The following is a 17,533-nucleotide window of genomic DNA, read 5'->3' on the forward strand; positions in this document are numbered from 1 at the left end:
GTATTTCTGAACTGGGAGAGGTGATTTCACGTGCGCAAATCGTCGATCCGAGCGAACTTGAACATGCCCGTGTCAGTTTCGGCTCCACGGTTGTACTGAATGATTTGGACAAAGACGAAGAGGTAACGTATACGATTGTCGGCGGGTGTGAGAGTAACCCTGCTCAGGGACTTATTTCGTTTAACTCGCCGCTTGCCAAACAGCTTTTGGGACGTGAAGAGGGGGATGAACTCAACGCGAAACTCCCCGGTGGAACGAAAAACTTCGAAGTAATCGAAGTGAAATATCAGGAGATCGTGTTTGAAAGCCATTAACGTCGGTATTATCGGGGTAAGCGGCTATACGGGGTTAGAGCTTGTTAAAATGCTTATTTCCCATCCGATTTTTAATCTCGTTTATTGTGCAAATACCGAGGGAGAGACTACTGTTTCAGCACTTCACCCCTCACTGTTAGGGGTTTGTGATTTAAGTGTGGAAAAAGTTGATAGTGAGCGTGCGGCACAGCTGTGTGAACTCATTTTTTTAGCCCTTCCTCATAAAACGGCGATGCAGAGTGCAAAAGTGCTTTTGGAACGTGGAATCAAAGTAGTCGATCTCTCCGCCGATTATCGGTTAAATCAGGAAAACTACGAAGCCTTTTATTGTGAGCATGAAGATATCGAGAATCTCTCTCATGCGATCTACTCGATCCCTGAACTGCATGGAGAAATTGCCAAAAACTCCCGTCTCATTGCCAATCCGGGGTGCCATGTCACGGCATCTTTGATCGCATTGGCTCCCTTTTTGGATCATATTGATCTATCAAGCCCTATTTTTATCGATTCCAAAACGGGCGTTTCGGGTGCGGGTAAATCGCCCTCATCTGCCGTTCACTATGTAAGTGTCAACGATAATATCAACTGCTACAATATTATCAAGCACCGCCATGCAACCGAGATCGAACAGCACGCATCGGCGTTGTGTTCTAATGATGTAAAGGTAACGTTTGTCCCCTCTTTGGTTCCGATGACACGGGGGATGTTGGCATGTGTTTACGCAACCTTAAAAACCGATTGTGATCCTTTGGCATTAATGGAAGCATTTTATACGAACAAGCCTTTTGTTCGTCTCCGTAATGCTCCTCCCCATACAAAAATGACGTCAGGGACAAACTTTGCCGATGTCTATGCCACGCGTCACGGCAATGCACTTGTTGCAATGTGTGCTATCGATAACCTGATGCGCGGCGCGAGTTCACAGGCACTCGTCAATGCCAATATCATGATGGGGTTGGACGAGGCTCTCGGCATTCCGCTCATTTCGTATGTTCCCTAAAACACTTAAAACGGGTGCGATTCTTATTGCAGATGCCCATTGTGCTCCGTGGCGCACTAGCTTCATCGATTTTCTTCATGCACTAGAATCTGGGGAGATTGTAGCCCCTCAACTCATCTTGATGGGGGATGTCTTCGATATGCTTTACGGCCCGATTAGACGAACCTATGGCTATAACACCGAGGGGATCGAGTCGCTCAATCGCCTCAGTGCAACAATAGAAATTATCTATTTGGAGGGAAATCACGATTTTTTACTGGAAGATATTTTTCCTCATCTGCACGTAGTACGTCGTGAAAATCAGCCTGTAATTTTAGATTATGAGGGGAAACAAGTAGCGCTCTCACATGGCGATAGCACAATGGGGATAGGATATGAAATCTATACGGCATTGATTCGTAGTCCACTGGTGTTAGGATTTCTCCGAGTGATCGATAGTGTTGGAAAAGGGTTTATTGTCTCATGGTTAGAGCAACAGATGAAACGAAAATCACATTGCCGTACTATAGAGCATTTCGAAGGACTAATAGAGAAGCGGTTAACCTCGTTTGAGGGTAAAAAAATTGATATTTTGATCGAGGGGCATTTTCATCAAAATTGCTCCTTTGATTTTCCACAATTTCATTACATTAACATCGGTGCTTTTGCTTGCAATGAAAGATACTTTACTGTACAATCAATTCAAAATAAGCCGTTAGTGTACGAGTCAGTTTTTCGTAAGGAGCCCCTATGAAGGGACAAGGAGACATTTTAAAAGTCGGCAGCAACGAGATGGAGCTCGTCGATTTTCGTATATTTAAACGTGAAAACGGTGAAGTGTACGAGGGGATATACGGTATTAACGTTGCAAAAGTACGTGAAATTATCCGTTTTCCAAAACTAACCGAATTACCGGGAACTCCACCGTTTATTGAAGGAATTTTTGATTTACGTGGTGTGGTTATCCCTGTCGTTAATTTGGCAAAATGGATGGGAGTTGATGCACCAGAGGGTGTGGAGAAAGAATCACGGGTTATTATTACAGAATTCAACAATATTTTGATCGGTTTTGTTGTGCATGAAGCTAAACGAATCCGTCGGATTAACTGGAAAGATATTGAGCCAGCCTCTTTTATTTCAGGTGATGGTGGAATGGACAGCTCGAAAATTACAGGTGTTACTCGAATTGAAGGTGATTCTGTATTGCTAATTTTAGATTTGGAAAACGTAGTACAGGAGCTTGGACTTTATCAGCCAGCAAGTGGTAAACTCGAAGACGGAAAATACAACTTTAGCGGTTTTGTACTCCTTCTGGATGACAGTTCTACTGCACGTCGTATTATCAAAGAAGCCTTGGAACAAATGGGCTTTGATGTTATCGAAGCGACCGACGGTCAAAACGGACTTAGAATTCTTGAAGATATGTACGCTAAATACGGTGAAAATATCGCTTCTAAACTCCGTCTTATCGCATCCGATATCGAGATGCCGTTGATGGACGGTTTCCATTTCGCGGCTAATGTAAAAGCAGACCCGCGATTTAAAATGATCCCGATTGTCTTTAACTCTTCTATTAGTGATTACTTTAGTGAATTACGTGGTAAAGAGGCTGGTGGAGAAGCGTACTTGGTCAAATTTGATTCGAATTTATTTTACGATGAAGTAGCACGTGTCGTACGTGCTCACATTGAATAGGGGTTAAGCGATGGATGAATTTCAAGAGATATTACAGGACTTTTTGGTTGAATCGTTCGAGCTGATTGAACAGCTTGACCAAGATCTTGTCGAGCTAGAATCACGACCGGATGATTTGGATTTACTCAACCGTATCTTTCGGGTAGCTCATACGATTAAAGGGGCAAGCTCATTTTTAAATTTTGATGTATTGACTCACTTGACCCATCACATGGAAAACTTGCTGAACATGGCACGTCATGGGGATTTAGTGATCGATGCGGATGTAATGGATGTTATTCTCGAATCAATCGATTTGATGAAAGCGCTATTGGTTCGTATCCGAGACAGTGGTGAAGACAGTGGATTGGAAGTAAATCCGTGTGTTGTCCGTCTTGATGCGGTTGCTAACGGTACATCTTTAGGTGAAACGGTTCCCCCTCCAGCCGGAGCTGCACCGACACCGACACCGGCACCGGTTGCTCCTGTTGCAGCTGTTGAAGAAGAGCCGGATTATTCGGGTATGAGTGACGAAGAGGTAGAAGCAGAAATTGAGCGTCTTATCGCAGTACGTCAAGCTGAAGATGCAGCAAAACGGGCAAGTCATGCTCCTGCTGCTGTTGAAGAAGAGCCGGATTATTCGGGTATGAGTGACGAAGAGGTAGAAGCAGAAATTGAGCGTCTTATCGCAGTACGCCAAGCCGAAGATGCGGCGAAACGATCTCATAAAGCGGAAGAGCCTGAAGCGCCAAAAGCTACACCAGTACCAGCACCGGCACCGGTAGCTATTACTCCTGCTCCTGTTGCTCCCCCTGCGGCTCCTAAAGCGGCAGCAACACCTCGTAAAGTTGAGCCTAAAGATGATGGAGAGAACCGCAGTGGTGCAGCAGTAGAACAAACGATCCGTGTTGATGTTAAGCGGCTTGACCACTTGATGAACTTGATTGGTGAACTCGTACTGGGTAAAAATCGCCTTATCAAAATCAATGATGATGTTGAAGAGCGCTACGAAGGGGAAGCTTTCCTCGAAGAGCTTAATCAAGTTGTGTCTATTGTTTCATTGGTTACGACCGATTTGCAAATTGCGGTTATGAAAACACGTATGTTACCGATCGGGAAAGTATTTAATAAATTCCCTCGTATGATTCGTGACCTTTCACGAGAGCTAAACAAAAAAATTGAGCTTGAGATTACAGGGGAAGAGACCGAGCTTGATAAATCAATCGTTGAAGAGATCGGTGATCCACTCGTTCATATTATCCGTAACTCATGTGACCACGGGGTTGAAACACCGGATGTGCGTGTTGCTTCGGGTAAAGAAGAGGGTGGCACAATCCAACTCAAAGCATATCATGAAGGGAACCATATCGTTATTCAAATCATTGATGATGGTAAAGGTCTCGATGCAGAAATGCTGAAAATGAAGTCGATTGAGAAAGGTATTATTACCGAAAAAGAAGCGGATGCAATGACCGAAAAAGAGGCATTCGGTCTCATTTTCCGTCCAGGCTTCTCAACTGCCGCACAAGTTACCAGCGTTTCAGGACGCGGTGTCGGTATGGACGTTGTTAAAACCAACATTGAAAAACTAAACGGTATGATCGACATTGACTCAGAAGTGGGCAAGGGAACGTCGATGAAACTCAAAATTCCACTTACCTTGGCAATTATCCAAGCGTTGTTGGTCGGAGTTCAAGAAGAGTACTATGCGATCCCTCTTGCCTCGGTTCTTGAGACGGTACGTATTAGCAAAGATGAGATCTATACCGTTGAGAGCCGCTCGGTTATGCGTCTTCGTGATGAAGTCCTCTCACTCGTGCATATAGGTGATATTTTCGAAGTTGAGCGTGTCTTTGATAACAGCGAACATGCCTATGTTGTTGTTCTCGGTCTTGCGGAGAGTAAAATCGGTCTTATCGTCGATTCATTGGTTGGACAAGAAGAGATCGTTATTAAATCCCTTGGTGAATACCTCAAAGGGATCGAAGGGATCGCAGGGGCGACCATTCGCGGTGATGGTGGCGTAACGTTGATCGTTGACGTTGCGGCATTGATGCAGATGGCAAAATCGGTTAAATCAACCGTCGGACAAGAGAGTGCCGAAGCAAAAGGGCGTATCGGAACGAAGAATTCAGCGAGTGATTATTGTGTCATGATCGTTGATGACTCTAAAACTGACCGTACTATTATGCGTAAATCGTTAGAACCGATGGGAATTACCCTCATTGAAGCCAATGACGGCGTCGAAGCATTGAATATCCTAAAACAAGGTGATCACACATTCGATGGAATGTTGGTCGATATTGAGATGCCGAGAATGGATGGTTATACCTTAGCAGCAGAGATTAAAAAATACAACAAGTATAAAAATCTCCCATTGATCGCAGTAACCTCTCGTACCGGTAAAGCGGATCGTATGCGCGGTGTCGAGTCGGGCATGGTTGAATACATCACCAAACCATACTCTCCAGAGTACCTAATGAGTGTTGTCAAACGTAATATTAAATTTAATGAGGGGCTATAATCATGAGCGAAAAACTTCAACAAATTATCAACAAACAAAACAAAGCCCTCTCAGGAGAGGATATTAAAATCGATGAAGTGATTCAATTGGTCGGATTCATCGTGGGTGATGAAGAGTTCTCGGTGCCCATTTTGAGCATTCAAGAGATCATTAAACCGATCTCTTGGACACGTGTTCCACAAACACCTACCTATATTTTAGGGGTATTTAATCTTCGCGGTTCGGTTATTCCGTTGATTGATTTGCGTTCACGTTTCGGATTAGAAACCCAAAAACATACGGAAGAGACTCGTTTTATTGTTATGAAAAACAATGATGATGTCGCTGGATTCGTTATCGATCGCCTCACGGAAGCGATACGTTTACCTAAAAAAGATGTTGGTCCGGCACCGGATACCATCAATGAAGAAGAGAGTATGATTGACGGAGTCGGAAAACAAGCTGACCGCATCATTACGATCCTCAAAGTCGGAAAATTATTAGAGCGAAACTTTTAGTTTCACTCCATTTATGGCACAATATCGCCATGAATGAAATACACTTTTTAAACCGCCGCTCCAAACTCCTTGATATCATGGAGGAGGGGGTAGCGATTATCACCTCTGCACCTACCCAAACACGTTCCAATGACACCGAATACTCCTACCGTCAAAACAGCGATTTTTATTATCTAAGCGGATTTAACGAAGATAACTCGGTATTAGTTTTGATTAAAACTCCCACTTCATCGAAAACGATCCTATTTGTTGAAGCGCATAATGCCGAGCACGCTCTTTGGAACGGTGCACGCCTTGGCATTGATGGGGCGCGTGAACGATTTAGCGTCGATGAAGTACACGATGTTACCCAATACTTTGGAATGATCAAAGAGATTTTACGGGAGCATATCAACCTCTATATCGATCTCTACAACGATTCAGCGAGAGTTATTGAAGCGAAAGCTGCGGCACAATCACTTCACTCTACACGCGGCGTTAAACGTCATATTCGTTCCATCCGAGACGTCACCTATTTGATTCACAGTTTACGCCTCATTAAATCACCCGAAGAGATCGAGACGATCAAAAAAGCGATTGCTATCACCGCCGAGGGTCACCATCAAGCAATGGAAAAATGCCGTGCAGGGATGATAGAATATCAGCTACAAGCTATAATGAACTATGTTTTTTTAAACAACGGTGCCATGAGTGAGGCCTACGGTGCTATCGTCGCAGGGGGGAATAATGCTAATACCCTCCATTACGTCGATAATCGTGACGAGCTTCGCGACGGCGATTTGGTATTGATCGATGCCGCGTGCGAATGGGAACTTTATGCGAGCGATATTACCCGCACCTTTCCGATTAACGGAAAATTCAGCGATCCCCAGCGAGAGGTTTACAATGCCGTCCTTGATGTTCAACTCCGTGTCATCGAAGCGATACGAGTGGGTGTTAAACGCGATTGGTTCCAAACTTACAGCGAAGAGCTGTTATGTGGTGCCTTAATAAAACTGGGGGTTTTGAACGGTGAACTTTGTGCCCTTATCGAAGCCAAAGAGCACAAAAAATATGCACCTCACGGGATAGGACACTGGATGGGGTTAGATGTTCATGATCCGTGTCCGTATGTGGACGAATTGGGAGAATCATTAGCCTTTATGGCGGGGATGGTGATGACGATCGAACCGGGACTTTACTTCCGTGCCGATGATGAGTCTGTTCCGGAACGGTATCGGGGTATCGGTATCCGCATTGAGGATAATATCCTCGTCACCAAAGAGGGGTATGAAAATCTATCGTCGATAATTGCTAAGAGTGTGGAGGAGATAGAGCTGATGTGTAATCAGTTGTAACTATAACTCCACCCGCTAAGCCCGTCCTTCGCCTCTTTGAACCCATCCGAATCCCCTAAGAAATCGATAATATGGAGCAGTGTCCACGGAATACTATTCGCTTCGGCGTCATCGACGATGTGTTTGGGCATCGGGGTCTCTTGGGTGGTCATGGCGAATGCGATCCGTTCACGGTTACTTAGTACATGGCTCGTTGCGCTGATACCAAGCTCACGAGAGAATTTCTCCAAAATCAGAGGTTTTACTTCATCAGGTATAACATCGGATGTATTGAGAATAATGGTGAAATGGATCGGGAGTTCATCCACCATCATAGAGGGCTCAGCCATCAGAATGTATTCGACATTCTCAAGAAGGGTTTTGATCTCTCCTGCTGAGAGGTAGCTGTTGACTTTGAGGGGTTGCATTTCCTGCATTAGACTTTTCCTTCGAGGATTTTGGTGATCAATGATGTCATTCCGATATGGAGATTGTAGTTGGTTTTGGGAAAATCAACCATCTCGTTTTCCAGATTGACGCTGTAACTGCTGAGATATTTTCCCAATATCTCTAAGTCGATTGGTTGATAAGAATCGGTGGAGATTTTAGTGCGTGTGAGCTTTCCAAGATCGTTGCTTTTGGCTAAAGTAAAAGCGAGAATTTTGAGGCTGTAGAGATCGCACCAGCGTAAAAAAAGCTCGTGAGTAAGTTCCGAGTGGGGATTTCCCTCAGGATCAAAGAGGAGATGTTGTTCGCGTAAAGGGATCAATGCACTTAAAACCGCTTCGCAAAAAGGGAGGCTTTTTTGACGCCAAAAGGGGGCTTCATCGCTTCGATCGAGTGCTGTGGAGACGGCACCAAGTATAGCCGATGATTCACCTGATTTCAATAGTGTATTCATAGTATGTAGAATCATTTACCTCTCCTTTTTTGGGTGTAACTTTAACCTTTTTTGTATAATACAGGTATTAACTCAAGGAGATTGTATGTTTGATAAAGGATGGATGACAAATTTTGTTTCAGTAGCCTTGGTAGGTGTTTCCTATACGTTAGAGGGGATCGCAGGTTCAGCGCTTCGGAGTGCGGGATTGTTTGCCCTCTCAGGGGCTGTGACCAATCAGCTTGCGATCCATATGCTTTTCGAAAAAGTTCCCTATCTTTACGGTTCGGGAATTATCATTGATCGGTTCGAATCGATACGTGAAGCACTAAAAAAGCTGATTATGGAGCAGTTTTTTACCCCTGAAAAAATCGAAAACTTTGTACTCTCCCAAGAACGCTCTATCGATTTGAGCCCTATTATCGAGCAAACCGATTTTACCCCTGCGTACGATGCGTTGGTAAAAAGCGTGATGGAGTCAAGTTTGGGGGGAATGCTCGGGATGTTCGGCGGCGAAGCGATCATCGGCAAACTCAAAGAGCCGTTTTTGGAAAAAATCAAAGCCTCTACGATTGAGATTAGCCAGAGTGAATCGTTTATGACTGCGCTCAATACCCATCTTCATCAAGGGGGAACACATTTGAGTGAATCGATTGAAGGGATTGTCGAAGCACGTCTGGCAGAGCTTACCCCTGTAATGATAAAAGAGATGTTGCATACCTTGATGAAAGAGCATTTGGGATGGCTCGTGGTTTGGGGCGGAGTGTTCGGAGGGGTGATCGGATTGGTCTCTGTTTTTATAATCTAAATAAAATGATTTAAAAGACTTGACAACAAGTGACTCAAAGTATTATAATTCTTGTAACTCAACTAGGAGAATTTTATGTCAGCCAATATTTTTGAAAAACTTACCCATCAAATGACTGAGATGATCGAATCATCGATCTCTTTAGCACTACACAACAAAAACAGCGAAGTCGAGCCGATCCATTTTTTATGGGCATTGCTCGCCAACAGCAACTCCCCCCTCAATCAAATGCTCGCCAAAATGAGCGTAGATAAAACAGCGATAGAACTCGATGTCAAAAGCGCGGCGTCCAAACTTCCGAGTGCATCGCATGTCACCAAAGAGAGTATTCGACTCTCCCGTAATTTTGCCCATTCCCTCGAAGTAAGCTCTGGGGAAATGGCGAAAAACGGTGATGGCTTTTTAGCGATTGATACGTACATCGTCGCAAACCTCCAAAACGATCCATTCAAATCGATCTTAGGGAAATACATCGATCTCAGAGAACTTGCCAAGACGTTTGAAGCGTCTCGTGCAGGGCAAAAAATCGAGTCTCAAACGGCGGATGAAAATCTCGAATCTCTTGCCAAATACGGGATTGATTTAAATCGTGAGGCGATAGAGGGGAAACTCTCTCCCGTTATAGGACGGGATGAAGAGATTTCTCGCATGATGCAGATTTTGATTCGTAAAACGAAAAACAATCCGATCCTCCTCGGTGAACCTGGGGTCGGTAAAACAGCCCTTGTAGAAGGACTTGCACAACGTATCGTCAATAAAGAAGTACCGATCAGTCTTCAAAACAAGCGTGTCGTAACGCTCGATATGAGTGCATTGATTGCAGGAGCGAAATACCGTGGAGAGTTTGAAGATCGTCTCAAAGCCGTTATCGATGAGGTAAAAAAGAGCGGAAACGTTATCCTCTTTATCGATGAGATTCACACGATCGTCGGCGCAGGTGCCTCTGAGGGGTCTATGGATGCGGCGAATATCCTTAAACCGGCACTGGCTCGTGGAGAGTTACACACTATAGGGGCAACAACGCTCAAAGAGTATCGTAAATATTTCGAAAAAGATGCCGCCCTTCAACGCCGTTTTCAGCCCGTTAATGTGGATGAGCCGAGCGTGAACCAATCGCTTCAAATCCTTCGCGGACTCAAAGAACGTTTGGAATCCCATCATAATGTCACTATTACCGATTCGGCATTGGTGGCGGCGGCAAAACTTTCGGATCGCTATATTAATGATCGATTTTTACCGGACAAAGCGATTGATTTGATCGATGAGGCGGCGGCTGAGTTAAAAATGCAAATCGAATCAGAACCGAACGCATTGGCAAGCGTTAAACGCCGTCTTACACATTTGCAAGTCGAAAAAGAGGCTCTTAAAATGGAAGAGTCCGTGGCAAATACCAAACGACTTGATGAGATCGAGCGTGAACTTGCCGATGCGGGGGAAGAGCGACGTAGTTTGGAATCGCAATTCGCCCATGAAAAAGAGGTGTTCGAACGGGTAGCAAAAATCAAAGCGGAGATCGAAGCCAAACGCCGTGAAGCCGAAAGTGCGAAACAAGCGGCCGATTTTAACAAAGCCGCAGAGATCGAATACGGTCAAATTCCGAAACTGTTTGAGGAAGAAAAAGCGCTCCAAGAGAAATGGAAAGGGATGGTTGCTGAGGGGACACTGCTAAAAAACAGTGTCGATGAAGCTTCTATTGCAGGGATTGTGAGCCGCTGGACAAAAATTCCGGTGAACAAAATGCTTCAAGGTGAAAAAGAGAAGATCCTTCATATCGAAGAGGAACTCAACCGTGATGTCGTAGGGCAAGTAGAAGCGACCCATGCCGTAGCCCGTGCAATTAAGAGAAACAAAGCGGGACTCTCCGATAAGAGCCGTCCGATCGGATCATTTTTATTCCTCGGCCCTACGGGAGTCGGGAAAACACAGACGGCGAAAACATTGGCGAAATTTCTCTTTGACAGCAGTGAATCGATGATCCGAATCGATATGTCCGAATACATGGAAAAACATGCCGTGTCACGTCTCGTCGGTGCCCCTCCTGGGTACGTCGGGTTTGATGAGGGGGGACAGCTTACCGAAGCGGTGCGTCGCAAGCCCTACAGCGTTATTTTGTTCGATGAGGTCGAAAAAGCACACCCCGATGTGTTCAATGTCCTCTTACAAGTGCTCGATGATGGACGTTTGACCGATAACAAAGGGGTGGTGGTCGATTTCACCAACACCATCATCATCTTGACCTCGAACATCGCGAGTGATAAGATCATGGCGCATCACGGTGATGAGGGATTGCAAGCTATGGTGCTAGGTGAGTTGAAACAGCACTTTAAACCCGAATTTTTAAACCGTTTGGATGATGTGGTAGTCTTTAATCCGTTGGGTGAAGCGCAGATCCTCAGCATCGTCGATCTATTCTTTAGAGACATTGCGGCAAAAGTGGAAGAGCGTGACATTACCCTCACCCTTACCGACAGCGCGAAACGCTACATTGCGAGTGCGGGATTCGATCCGGTCTACGGTGCACGTCCGCTCAAACGCGCACTCTATGAGATCGTTGAAGACCGCCTTGCTGATTTGATCCTCGGCGGAGAGGTCGATGAAGGCTCATCGGTCACATTTGATGCAATTGGAGATGAGATTACCGTTTCTGTGGCATAATCGCATTTATGAAAACGATCCTTTTAATTTTATTTTTTTTATTGCCGTTGTGGGGGTGTACAGGGGATTGTATGACCTGTCACCCCGCATTGCTTAAAACTATCGACACGGATATGCGTCATAAGCCGATGCAAACGTGTATCAAATGCCACAGTGCCGATCCCGCTAAAATGGCGGATTGCGGAAGTGATTGTTTTGCGTGTCATCCGATAGCTAAAATCGAGGGATCACGGATAGCAGAACACGCCGTGATTCGTGAATGTCGCGATTGCCACATGAAACTCAAAGTGAATTTGGATTTGGGTAATGCCCCGAAAGGGCAGTCAGTGATGCCGACATTGCGAGATTTTTTAAAGCCTTAATACCCCTTTCGTCTTCTCCTCTCTTGTAGGGGATCCAACTTTTTGAAAATCCATGTTAAAATATCGTTATTAATCTTCGAAAAGGAGAACGCAATGAGCGAAAATAACGAACAAATAGATCAACAAGCCGCTTACGATGCGTGGTATATTGCCGAAGTGGAAAAAGGTTTAGTGGATGTTGAGAACGGCAATGTTCTCAGTGACACAGAAGCCGAAGCAGAGATGAAAATATTTATGGAAACACTACACAAAAAGCATGGAACAACGGCAGCTTGAATGGTCACGGTGATCTCAAGCCGACCGAATCAAAATAGCTATTTTACGCTTCCGAAGCATCCCCGTTTATCGCTGAACAAGCACTTGTCTCAATCAAAAACGCCGCAATCAGAATCCTCAAAAATCCACTAAACTATCGAGAAGGCAAGAAATCAGGGACACGCGAGTATGTCGTGCGCCGTTTTCCGTATATCGTGATTTACCGAGTGAGTGATACGAAAGTTTCCATCCTTAGGATACTTCATCAAGCGATGCGGTACTTTAATTAAGCGTACATCGGTTCAAACATTTTATCAAATCCATCGATGATCTTTTGCATCAATTTTTGAGCCTCTTCGATGATTTTTTCGGTTGTTTTGGTCTCTTTTACTGCATTATCAAAGAGATCTACTACCCCTTTTTTCGCATGATTTTTGACATTTTCATCACTAGTTTTGAGGTTTCCGATCAGTTTTGTCACATCCGAAGCGATTTTATTGATCGGTGAAGTTTGGTTTTGATCTTCGAGTTCTTTCATAAACTTATCGATATAGGGCTGTGCTTTTTTCATAAAAGCATTGATCTCTTGCTGATCTTGTTCACTGATACCGTTGCTATCCATACTAAAAGAAAAAGCCTGCATTGAAGCAAACGAGAACGATTGCTCTTTGGAATCGGAGGTTGTTTTTTCACTGAGCGAAAGAGATTGTTCATTGGTAAAGTTGAGAGATAGGGTATCTCCGCTACTGGTTTTCATAGAGATAGCGAGCTCGTGGGAGCGATACGCATCATAAGAGGTTGCAGTGGTCATGGCACACCCTTTTAGGTTAATCTTAGTGAGTATATCGGACTTTTTCGAAATAGTTTTAATAAGCTTTTACGAAACTTAACCCATCTTTAAGTAAGAATTGTCTATTATTGCGTGCTAAAAATTTCTAAAGGGATATGGCTTATGAAAAGAACATACCAACCACATAATACGCCACGTAAACGTACTCACGGCTTCCGTGCACGTATGGCGACAAAAAATGGCCGTCGAGTATTAAACGCGCGTCGTGCTAAAGGTCGAAAACGATTGGCTGTCTAAATAGCTTCTCGATGTTGAAGCTTCACAGCGAGTTTCAGCGTGTTTATCAACGCGGCAAGAATGCTCATAGCACTTCCATAGCGTTGTTTTATCTCCCGCTTAAGGGAGAAAAAAAAGTTGGATATACGGCCAGTAAAAAAGTTGGAAATGCAGTAGTGAGAAATCGGTGTAAAAGACGCTTACGGGCTCTTTTCGATGAATTCTCACCCAATGCGCAAGACGGATGGTACGTTTTTGTCGCCAAGAGAGGGTTATTTGACAACTCTTTCGATACAGTGCGACGCGACTGCAAATATGTTTTAAAACGGACGGGTGCCATGGTTGGAGTAGGTGATGATAAGAATCTTCTTTCTTAAACTGCTCTGGCTTTACCGGCACTCATTCTCTTTGGTGACACGAGGTTCGTGTCGTCATTACCCCTCATGTTCCGAATTTGCCCTATGGCAATTTGAACGAAATACTCTTCCTCGTGCATTCATTTCCACATTTTTACGTATTTTACGGTGCAATCAACTGTTTCCTGGCGGAATAGATTATCCGATTATCAACAAACCGACGTTAAAACCCTCCGAACTCTCGATAAATACGATAAAATACTGGTTTGTTCCATATCAACAGAATTATTTTCTGATTAAAAATTTTAAGTTTAAAGGGTCACAGTGTTAGAAAAGTTTACTCCAAATCAGCGACTTCTCGTTGCCGTCGCTTTATCTTTCGTCTTTTTTATAGGTTATACGACGCTATTTCCTCCCAACGCTTCAAAGAGTGAAACCAATAGTACCAATGTAAGCGAAGCTAAGGCAGTTGTAGAACAGCCGACAGCTGTACAATCAGAAGCGAATGCTACCAGTACTTCGGATATTAAAACCGTTACAACCGACACGTTAACTACGATTAGCGCAAAAGAATTTACCCTCAAAATCGATACTCTCGGACGGGTCTCATCCGTTGTTTTAAGCAATGCAAAGCATAATGGAAAAGACGGGAAACTCTCTGAGCTAATCTCTTCTGAGGGTGCTAAACCGCTTCAAATTCGTTTTGCTGATGCAGCATTGAACGAAGCGGCGGCTAAAACACCGTATACGACCGATGTGACGAACATAGCTTTGGGCGAAAATGGAAAAGCAACCCTCTTGCTTACCCAAAATCTCCCTGAATTGACCGTAACAAAAACATTAACATTTTATGCGGATGGTCACTACGACGCGAAAGTTTCACTCTCTAATGAGAAACGTTACTCTCTCTACCTCGGACAGCATCCTCAAATTATTGAGCAAATGATGACGGTAGTAGGTGGAATGATTTACTCGGGTGACAATCTCACTACCATTTTTGAAGACGGTGATGTAGAAGGTCGTTCACTCTTTAGTGACGTTCATCTTGTCTCTGCATTTGACCAATACTACGCGACTATTTTTTATGGATTTGATAAATCGACTCAAGTAACGGTTGAGAGAGATACGAATAGCAACCCTGTTACCTATTTGGAAGGAACACCGAATTTTACGTTCAACGGATACATCGGTCCTAAAGAGTATAAAACACTCGAAGCGATTAATCCGGTATTGGTTAATGCTATCGAGTTCGGATGGTTTACTTTTGTAGCCGCTCCGATTTTTAAAGTTTTGATGTGGTTACACGGACTACTCGGTAACTGGGGTTGGTCTATTATTGCACTTACGGTACTTATCCGTATTTTCCTTTACCCTTTGACCCACAAAGGGATGGTCTCGATGCAAAAGATCAAAGATATTGCTCCACGTATCAAAGAGGTGCAAGAGAAGTACAAAGGTGATCCGACCCGTATGAACGCGGCAGTTATGGAAATGTACAAAAAACACGGTGCCAATCCGTTGGGCGGATGTTTACCGTTGGTACTCCAAATCCCTGTTTTCTTTGCGATCTATCGCGTACTTTTGAATGCCGTTGAACTCCAAGGGGCTCCTTGGTTATTATGGATTACCGACCTTTCACGTATGGACCCGTATTACATCCTCCCTATTTTGATGGGTGCTACGATGTATTATCAGCAAAAGATCACTCCGAGCAACTTTACCGATCCGTTGCAGGAAAAAATCTTTAAATTTTTACCGCTTATCTTTATGTTCTTTTTCATTACGTTCCCATCGGGACTTGTACTGTACTGGTTTGTAAACAACCTTTTCTCTATTGCGCAACAATATATGGTCAACAAACAGTTTGAAGCAGCGCGCGCACTACGTCACGAAGCTCATCTTGCGGAAAAGCATCATGAAAAAGATTGAAGCACACACGTTAGAAGAGGCATACGCAAAAGCGGCTGCTGAATTTGGATGTTCCGTTACCGCGCTTCAAGTTGAGATCGTTCAGTTCCCCTCCAGAGGGGTTCTGGGTCTTTTTAGAAAATCGGCGATCATTATCGCTAACCTTCCGCATAAGCCTTTAGAGGCGGTTGAAGAGAGTGTTGCTGTTGTTGAAACAGAGATTGAAACGCCTATCGTATCAGCTGAACCTGTTGAGCCAGAAGAGTTGGTCTTGGGTGATGAGTTTTACGAACAAGCCGATGATTTTGAGGAAGAGGGGGAGCTGGAGGGTGATTTCTATCAGCTCTCTGCCCAAGAGTGTGCCGATGAAGTCAAAGAGCAGATCAATGTTCTCTTCAAAGATATCTGTTTTGATATCAACGGTATTGATGTTAGTGTTTATGATGAAAATACACTTCTTGTTGAGTTTACGGGTGCCGATGCGGCGCTCATGATCGGCAAAGAGGGGTATCGTTATAAAGCACTCTCTTATATGCTCTTCAACTGGATCAATGCCGTATACGGGATGCAGTTGCGCTTGGAAATTGCGGAGTTCTTGAAGAATCAAGAAGAGTCGATTTCTCGCTATTTGATCAACGTGTGTGATGTTATCGATCAAGACGGACGTGCGCAGACGAAAGTATTGGATGGGGTATTGGTTCAAATTGCCCTCAAACAGCTGCGTGATCGTTATCCTGATCGCTATGTCGCTATTCGCTCAACTCGTGATGGCGGTAAGTTTATCATTATCAATAGCTATCACGAATATTGATGAATGAAACTATCGCCGCCATTGCCACCGCAAACGGCATTGGCTCTATCTCCATCCTCCGCCTCAGCGGAGGGCGCTCTTACGAGATCGCATTAAAACTTACCCAAAAATTCCAGCTTCAACCTCGCTATGTAACCCTTAGCTCTTTACATCATAATGACGGTACGTTGATCGACGAAGCGATTGTGATTTATTTCCAAGCACCTCGCAGTTTTACGGGAGAAGAGGTAGTGGAATTCCAATGCCACGGCGGCTATGTTGTTGCTGAATCGTTACTTCGGGCGGTATTGTCCGAGGGGGCGCGTTTAGCCGAGCCGGGAGAATTTAGCAAACGAGCCTTTTTAAACGGACGGCTCGATCTCACCCAAGCCGAAGCAACGGCCGCACTGATCGAAGCCAAAAGCGATGATGCCGCTCGGATACTAGCGCGTCAGATGAAGGGGGAGTTGCGCGGATATATCGAGGGAATCCGAGATTCGTTGCTCGAAATCTTGGCGTACTCTGAAGTGGTGATCGATTATGCCGAAGAGGATTTGCCTCAAGACGTTGTAGATCAGATTGAAGTCAAACTCGCGAACATTAAACATACTCTCTCACGTACCCTAGAATCGAGCCGAAGACGTAGCGGGTTAATGCAGGGATTTCGAGTTGCTATCATCGGTAAACCCAATGTCGGGAAAAGCTCACTTCTGAATGCGCTTCTCGATTATGAGCGTGCCATTGTCAGCGATATAGCAGGGACGACTCGTGATACGATCGAAGAGCAGGTGCGTATCGGTACCCATTTGATCCGTCTGGTCGATACGGCGGGGATACGGAACGCTCATGATGAGATTGAGCGGATCGGGATCGAGCGCTCTATCGCGGCTATCGAAAATGCCGATGTGGTGATTGCTTTGTTTGACTCCTCACGTGCAATCGATGATGAAGACCGCGCTATTATCGATTTAATCGAGCGTTACCGCGAAGAGAAACCTTTTATTTGTATTTTGAACAAATCGGATTTACCAGAGTGTTTTGACTCTACTGTAATTAGTGAATATGCGCCTATACGGTTGAGTTGCAAACAGGAAATGCAATCGTTGATTAATACCTTGAGCTCTCTCATGGATTATGAAAACGACGGCG

20 protein-coding genes and 1 pseudogene are annotated in these 17,533 nt (G+C 44.4%); 18 read left to right on the top strand and 3 right to left on the bottom strand.

The window, feature by feature from the left end; translation table 11 throughout:
- The 7 genes from JZU62_RS03485 to JZU62_RS03515 form a co-directional block, all read left to right on the top strand.
- Positions 1–314, top strand: a 314-nt coding sequence (locus JZU62_RS03485) for a GreA/GreB family elongation factor (protein WP_295011936.1), incomplete at its 5' end; no start/stop codon positions are given.
- Positions 301–1,314, top strand: coding sequence for an N-acetyl-gamma-glutamyl-phosphate reductase (argC, locus tag JZU62_RS03490; protein WP_295011938.1), 1,014 nt, complete (start codon positions 301–303; stop codon positions 1,312–1,314). The genes JZU62_RS03485 and argC, both read left to right, overlap by 14 nt.
- Positions 1,304–2,047, top strand: a complete 744-nt coding sequence (locus tag JZU62_RS03495) for a metallophosphoesterase (protein WP_295011940.1) — start codon at positions 1,304–1,306, stop codon at positions 2,045–2,047. Before argC ends, JZU62_RS03495 begins: the two co-directional genes overlap by 11 nt.
- On the top strand, positions 2,044–2,988 hold the full coding sequence (locus JZU62_RS03500) for a chemotaxis protein (protein ID WP_295011942.1): 945 nt from the start codon (positions 2,044–2,046) through the stop codon (positions 2,986–2,988). Before JZU62_RS03495 ends, JZU62_RS03500 begins: the two co-directional genes overlap by 4 nt.
- A 10-nt stretch (positions 2,989–2,998) precedes the next feature.
- The gene (locus JZU62_RS03505; protein ID WP_295011944.1) at positions 2,999–5,491 is read left to right on the top strand and encodes a chemotaxis protein CheW; all 2,493 of its coding nucleotides are present in this window, start codon (positions 2,999–3,001) and stop codon (positions 5,489–5,491) included.
- A gap of 2 nt (positions 5,492–5,493) precedes the next feature.
- Positions 5,494–5,988 carry a chemotaxis protein CheW gene (locus JZU62_RS03510; protein ID WP_295011946.1) on the top strand — a complete coding sequence of 165 codons (495 nt, stop codon included), beginning with the start codon at positions 5,494–5,496 and terminating at the stop codon, positions 5,986–5,988.
- A gap of 29 nt (positions 5,989–6,017) precedes the next feature.
- A complete protein-coding gene (locus tag JZU62_RS03515; protein WP_295011948.1) occupies positions 6,018–7,325 on the top strand; it encodes an aminopeptidase P N-terminal domain-containing protein in 1,308 nt (435 codons plus the stop codon).
- Here JZU62_RS03515 and JZU62_RS03520 read toward each other — a convergent pair.
- Both JZU62_RS03520 and JZU62_RS03525 read right to left on the bottom strand, forming a co-directional pair.
- A complete protein-coding gene (locus JZU62_RS03520) occupies positions 7,316–7,741 on the bottom strand; it encodes a hypothetical protein (protein WP_295011950.1) in 426 nt (141 codons plus the stop codon). The genes JZU62_RS03515 and JZU62_RS03520 overlap by 10 nt on opposite strands.
- Complete coding sequence (locus JZU62_RS03525) at positions 7,741–8,220, bottom strand: hypothetical protein (RefSeq protein WP_295011952.1); 480 nt, start codon at positions 8,218–8,220, stop codon at positions 7,741–7,743. The genes JZU62_RS03520 and JZU62_RS03525 overlap by 1 nt, the downstream gene beginning before the upstream one ends.
- A 70-nt stretch (positions 8,221–8,290) precedes the next feature.
- Here JZU62_RS03525 and JZU62_RS03530 point away from each other — a divergent pair, with 70 nt between their 5' ends.
- From JZU62_RS03530 to JZU62_RS10985, 5 genes and pseudogenes are all read left to right on the top strand, one after another.
- Positions 8,291–8,992 carry a DUF445 domain-containing protein gene (locus tag JZU62_RS03530; RefSeq protein WP_295011954.1) on the top strand — a complete coding sequence of 234 codons (702 nt, stop codon included), beginning with the start codon at positions 8,291–8,293 and terminating at the stop codon, positions 8,990–8,992.
- 75 nt (positions 8,993–9,067) lie between these two features.
- Entirely contained in the window at positions 9,068–11,647 is a 2,580-nt protein-coding gene (locus JZU62_RS03535; protein ID WP_295011956.1) for an AAA family ATPase, read from the top strand.
- Between the two features lie 71 nt (positions 11,648–11,718).
- A complete protein-coding gene (locus tag JZU62_RS03540; protein ID WP_295011958.1) occupies positions 11,719–12,009 on the top strand; it encodes a hypothetical protein in 291 nt (96 codons plus the stop codon).
- A gap of 93 nt (positions 12,010–12,102) precedes the next feature.
- Positions 12,103–12,285, top strand: a complete 183-nt coding sequence (locus JZU62_RS03545) for a hypothetical protein (RefSeq protein WP_295011960.1) — start codon at positions 12,103–12,105, stop codon at positions 12,283–12,285.
- Between the two features lie 53 nt (positions 12,286–12,338).
- Positions 12,339–12,554, top strand: a pseudogene (locus JZU62_RS10985) (type II toxin-antitoxin system RelE/ParE family toxin); the annotation flags it as partial.
- On the opposite strand, the gene JZU62_RS03550 reads toward JZU62_RS10985, so the two are convergent.
- A complete protein-coding gene (locus JZU62_RS03550; protein WP_295011962.1) occupies positions 12,551–13,075 on the bottom strand; it encodes a hypothetical protein in 525 nt (174 codons plus the stop codon). The pseudogene JZU62_RS10985 and the gene JZU62_RS03550 sit on opposite strands and share 4 nt — an antisense overlap.
- A gap of 141 nt (positions 13,076–13,216) precedes the next feature.
- On the opposite strand from JZU62_RS03550, the gene rpmH reads away from it, so the two are divergent.
- The 6 genes from rpmH to mnmE form a co-directional block, all read left to right on the top strand.
- Entirely contained in the window at positions 13,217–13,351 is a 135-nt protein-coding gene (gene rpmH / locus JZU62_RS03555) for a 50S ribosomal protein L34 (RefSeq protein ID WP_013459438.1), read from the top strand.
- An 11-nt stretch (positions 13,352–13,362) separates the two neighbouring features.
- The gene (gene rnpA, locus JZU62_RS03560) at positions 13,363–13,707 is read left to right on the top strand and encodes a ribonuclease P protein component (protein ID WP_295011964.1); all 345 of its coding nucleotides are present in this window, start codon (positions 13,363–13,365) and stop codon (positions 13,705–13,707) included.
- Positions 13,685–14,017, top strand: coding sequence for a membrane protein insertion efficiency factor YidD (yidD, locus tag JZU62_RS03565; protein WP_295011966.1), 333 nt, complete (start codon positions 13,685–13,687; stop codon positions 14,015–14,017). Before rnpA ends, yidD begins: the two co-directional genes overlap by 23 nt.
- Positions 14,011–15,615: a membrane protein insertase YidC gene (yidC, locus tag JZU62_RS03570; protein ID WP_295011968.1), complete on the top strand. Its 1,605-nt coding sequence runs from the start codon at positions 14,011–14,013 to the stop codon at positions 15,613–15,615. Before yidD ends, yidC begins: the two co-directional genes overlap by 7 nt.
- Positions 15,602–16,405, top strand: coding sequence for a Jag N-terminal domain-containing protein (locus JZU62_RS03575; protein WP_295011971.1), 804 nt, complete (start codon positions 15,602–15,604; stop codon positions 16,403–16,405). Before yidC ends, JZU62_RS03575 begins: the two co-directional genes overlap by 14 nt.
- Positions 16,405–17,533, top strand: a 1,129-nt coding sequence (mnmE, locus tag JZU62_RS03580) for a tRNA uridine-5-carboxymethylaminomethyl(34) synthesis GTPase MnmE (RefSeq protein ID WP_295011973.1), incomplete at its 3' end; no start/stop codon positions are given. The genes JZU62_RS03575 and mnmE, both read left to right, overlap by 1 nt.

The organism is Sulfuricurvum sp. (assembly GCF_019163035.1).
Lineage (GTDB): Bacteria > Campylobacterota > Campylobacteria > Campylobacterales > Sulfurimonadaceae > Sulfuricurvum.

Coding starts and splice junctions, on each gene's coding strand:
- JZU62_RS03550 (WP_295011962.1), bottom strand. CDS start 13,075: ATGACCACTGCAACCTCTTATGATGCGTATCGCTCCCACGAGCTCGCT.
- JZU62_RS03515 (WP_295011948.1), top strand. CDS start 6,018: ATGAATGAAATACACTTTTTAAACCGCCGCTCCAAACTCCTTGATATC.
- JZU62_RS03545 (WP_295011960.1), top strand. CDS start 12,103: ATGAGCGAAAATAACGAACAAATAGATCAACAAGCCGCTTACGATGCG.
- JZU62_RS03530 (WP_295011954.1), top strand. CDS start 8,291: ATGTTTGATAAAGGATGGATGACAAATTTTGTTTCAGTAGCCTTGGTA.
- rnpA (WP_295011964.1), top strand. CDS start 13,363: ATGTTGAAGCTTCACAGCGAGTTTCAGCGTGTTTATCAACGCGGCAAG.
- JZU62_RS03535 (WP_295011956.1), top strand. CDS start 9,068: ATGTCAGCCAATATTTTTGAAAAACTTACCCATCAAATGACTGAGATG.
- JZU62_RS03540 (WP_295011958.1), top strand. CDS start 11,719: ATGACCTGTCACCCCGCATTGCTTAAAACTATCGACACGGATATGCGT.
- yidD (WP_295011966.1), top strand. CDS start 13,685: ATGATAAGAATCTTCTTTCTTAAACTGCTCTGGCTTTACCGGCACTCA.
- JZU62_RS03520 (WP_295011950.1), bottom strand. CDS start 7,741: ATGCAGGAAATGCAACCCCTCAAAGTCAACAGCTACCTCTCAGCAGGA.
- JZU62_RS03510 (WP_295011946.1), top strand. CDS start 5,494: ATGAGCGAAAAACTTCAACAAATTATCAACAAACAAAACAAAGCCCTC.
- JZU62_RS03525 (WP_295011952.1), bottom strand. CDS start 8,220: ATGATTCTACATACTATGAATACACTATTGAAATCAGGTGAATCATCG.
- JZU62_RS03495 (WP_295011940.1), top strand. CDS start 1,304: ATGTTCCCTAAAACACTTAAAACGGGTGCGATTCTTATTGCAGATGCC.
- JZU62_RS03575 (WP_295011971.1), top strand. CDS start 15,602: ATGAAAAAGATTGAAGCACACACGTTAGAAGAGGCATACGCAAAAGCG.
- rpmH (WP_013459438.1), top strand. CDS start 13,217: ATGAAAAGAACATACCAACCACATAATACGCCACGTAAACGTACTCAC.
- JZU62_RS03500 (WP_295011942.1), top strand. CDS start 2,044: ATGAAGGGACAAGGAGACATTTTAAAAGTCGGCAGCAACGAGATGGAG.
- JZU62_RS03505 (WP_295011944.1), top strand. CDS start 2,999: ATGGATGAATTTCAAGAGATATTACAGGACTTTTTGGTTGAATCGTTC.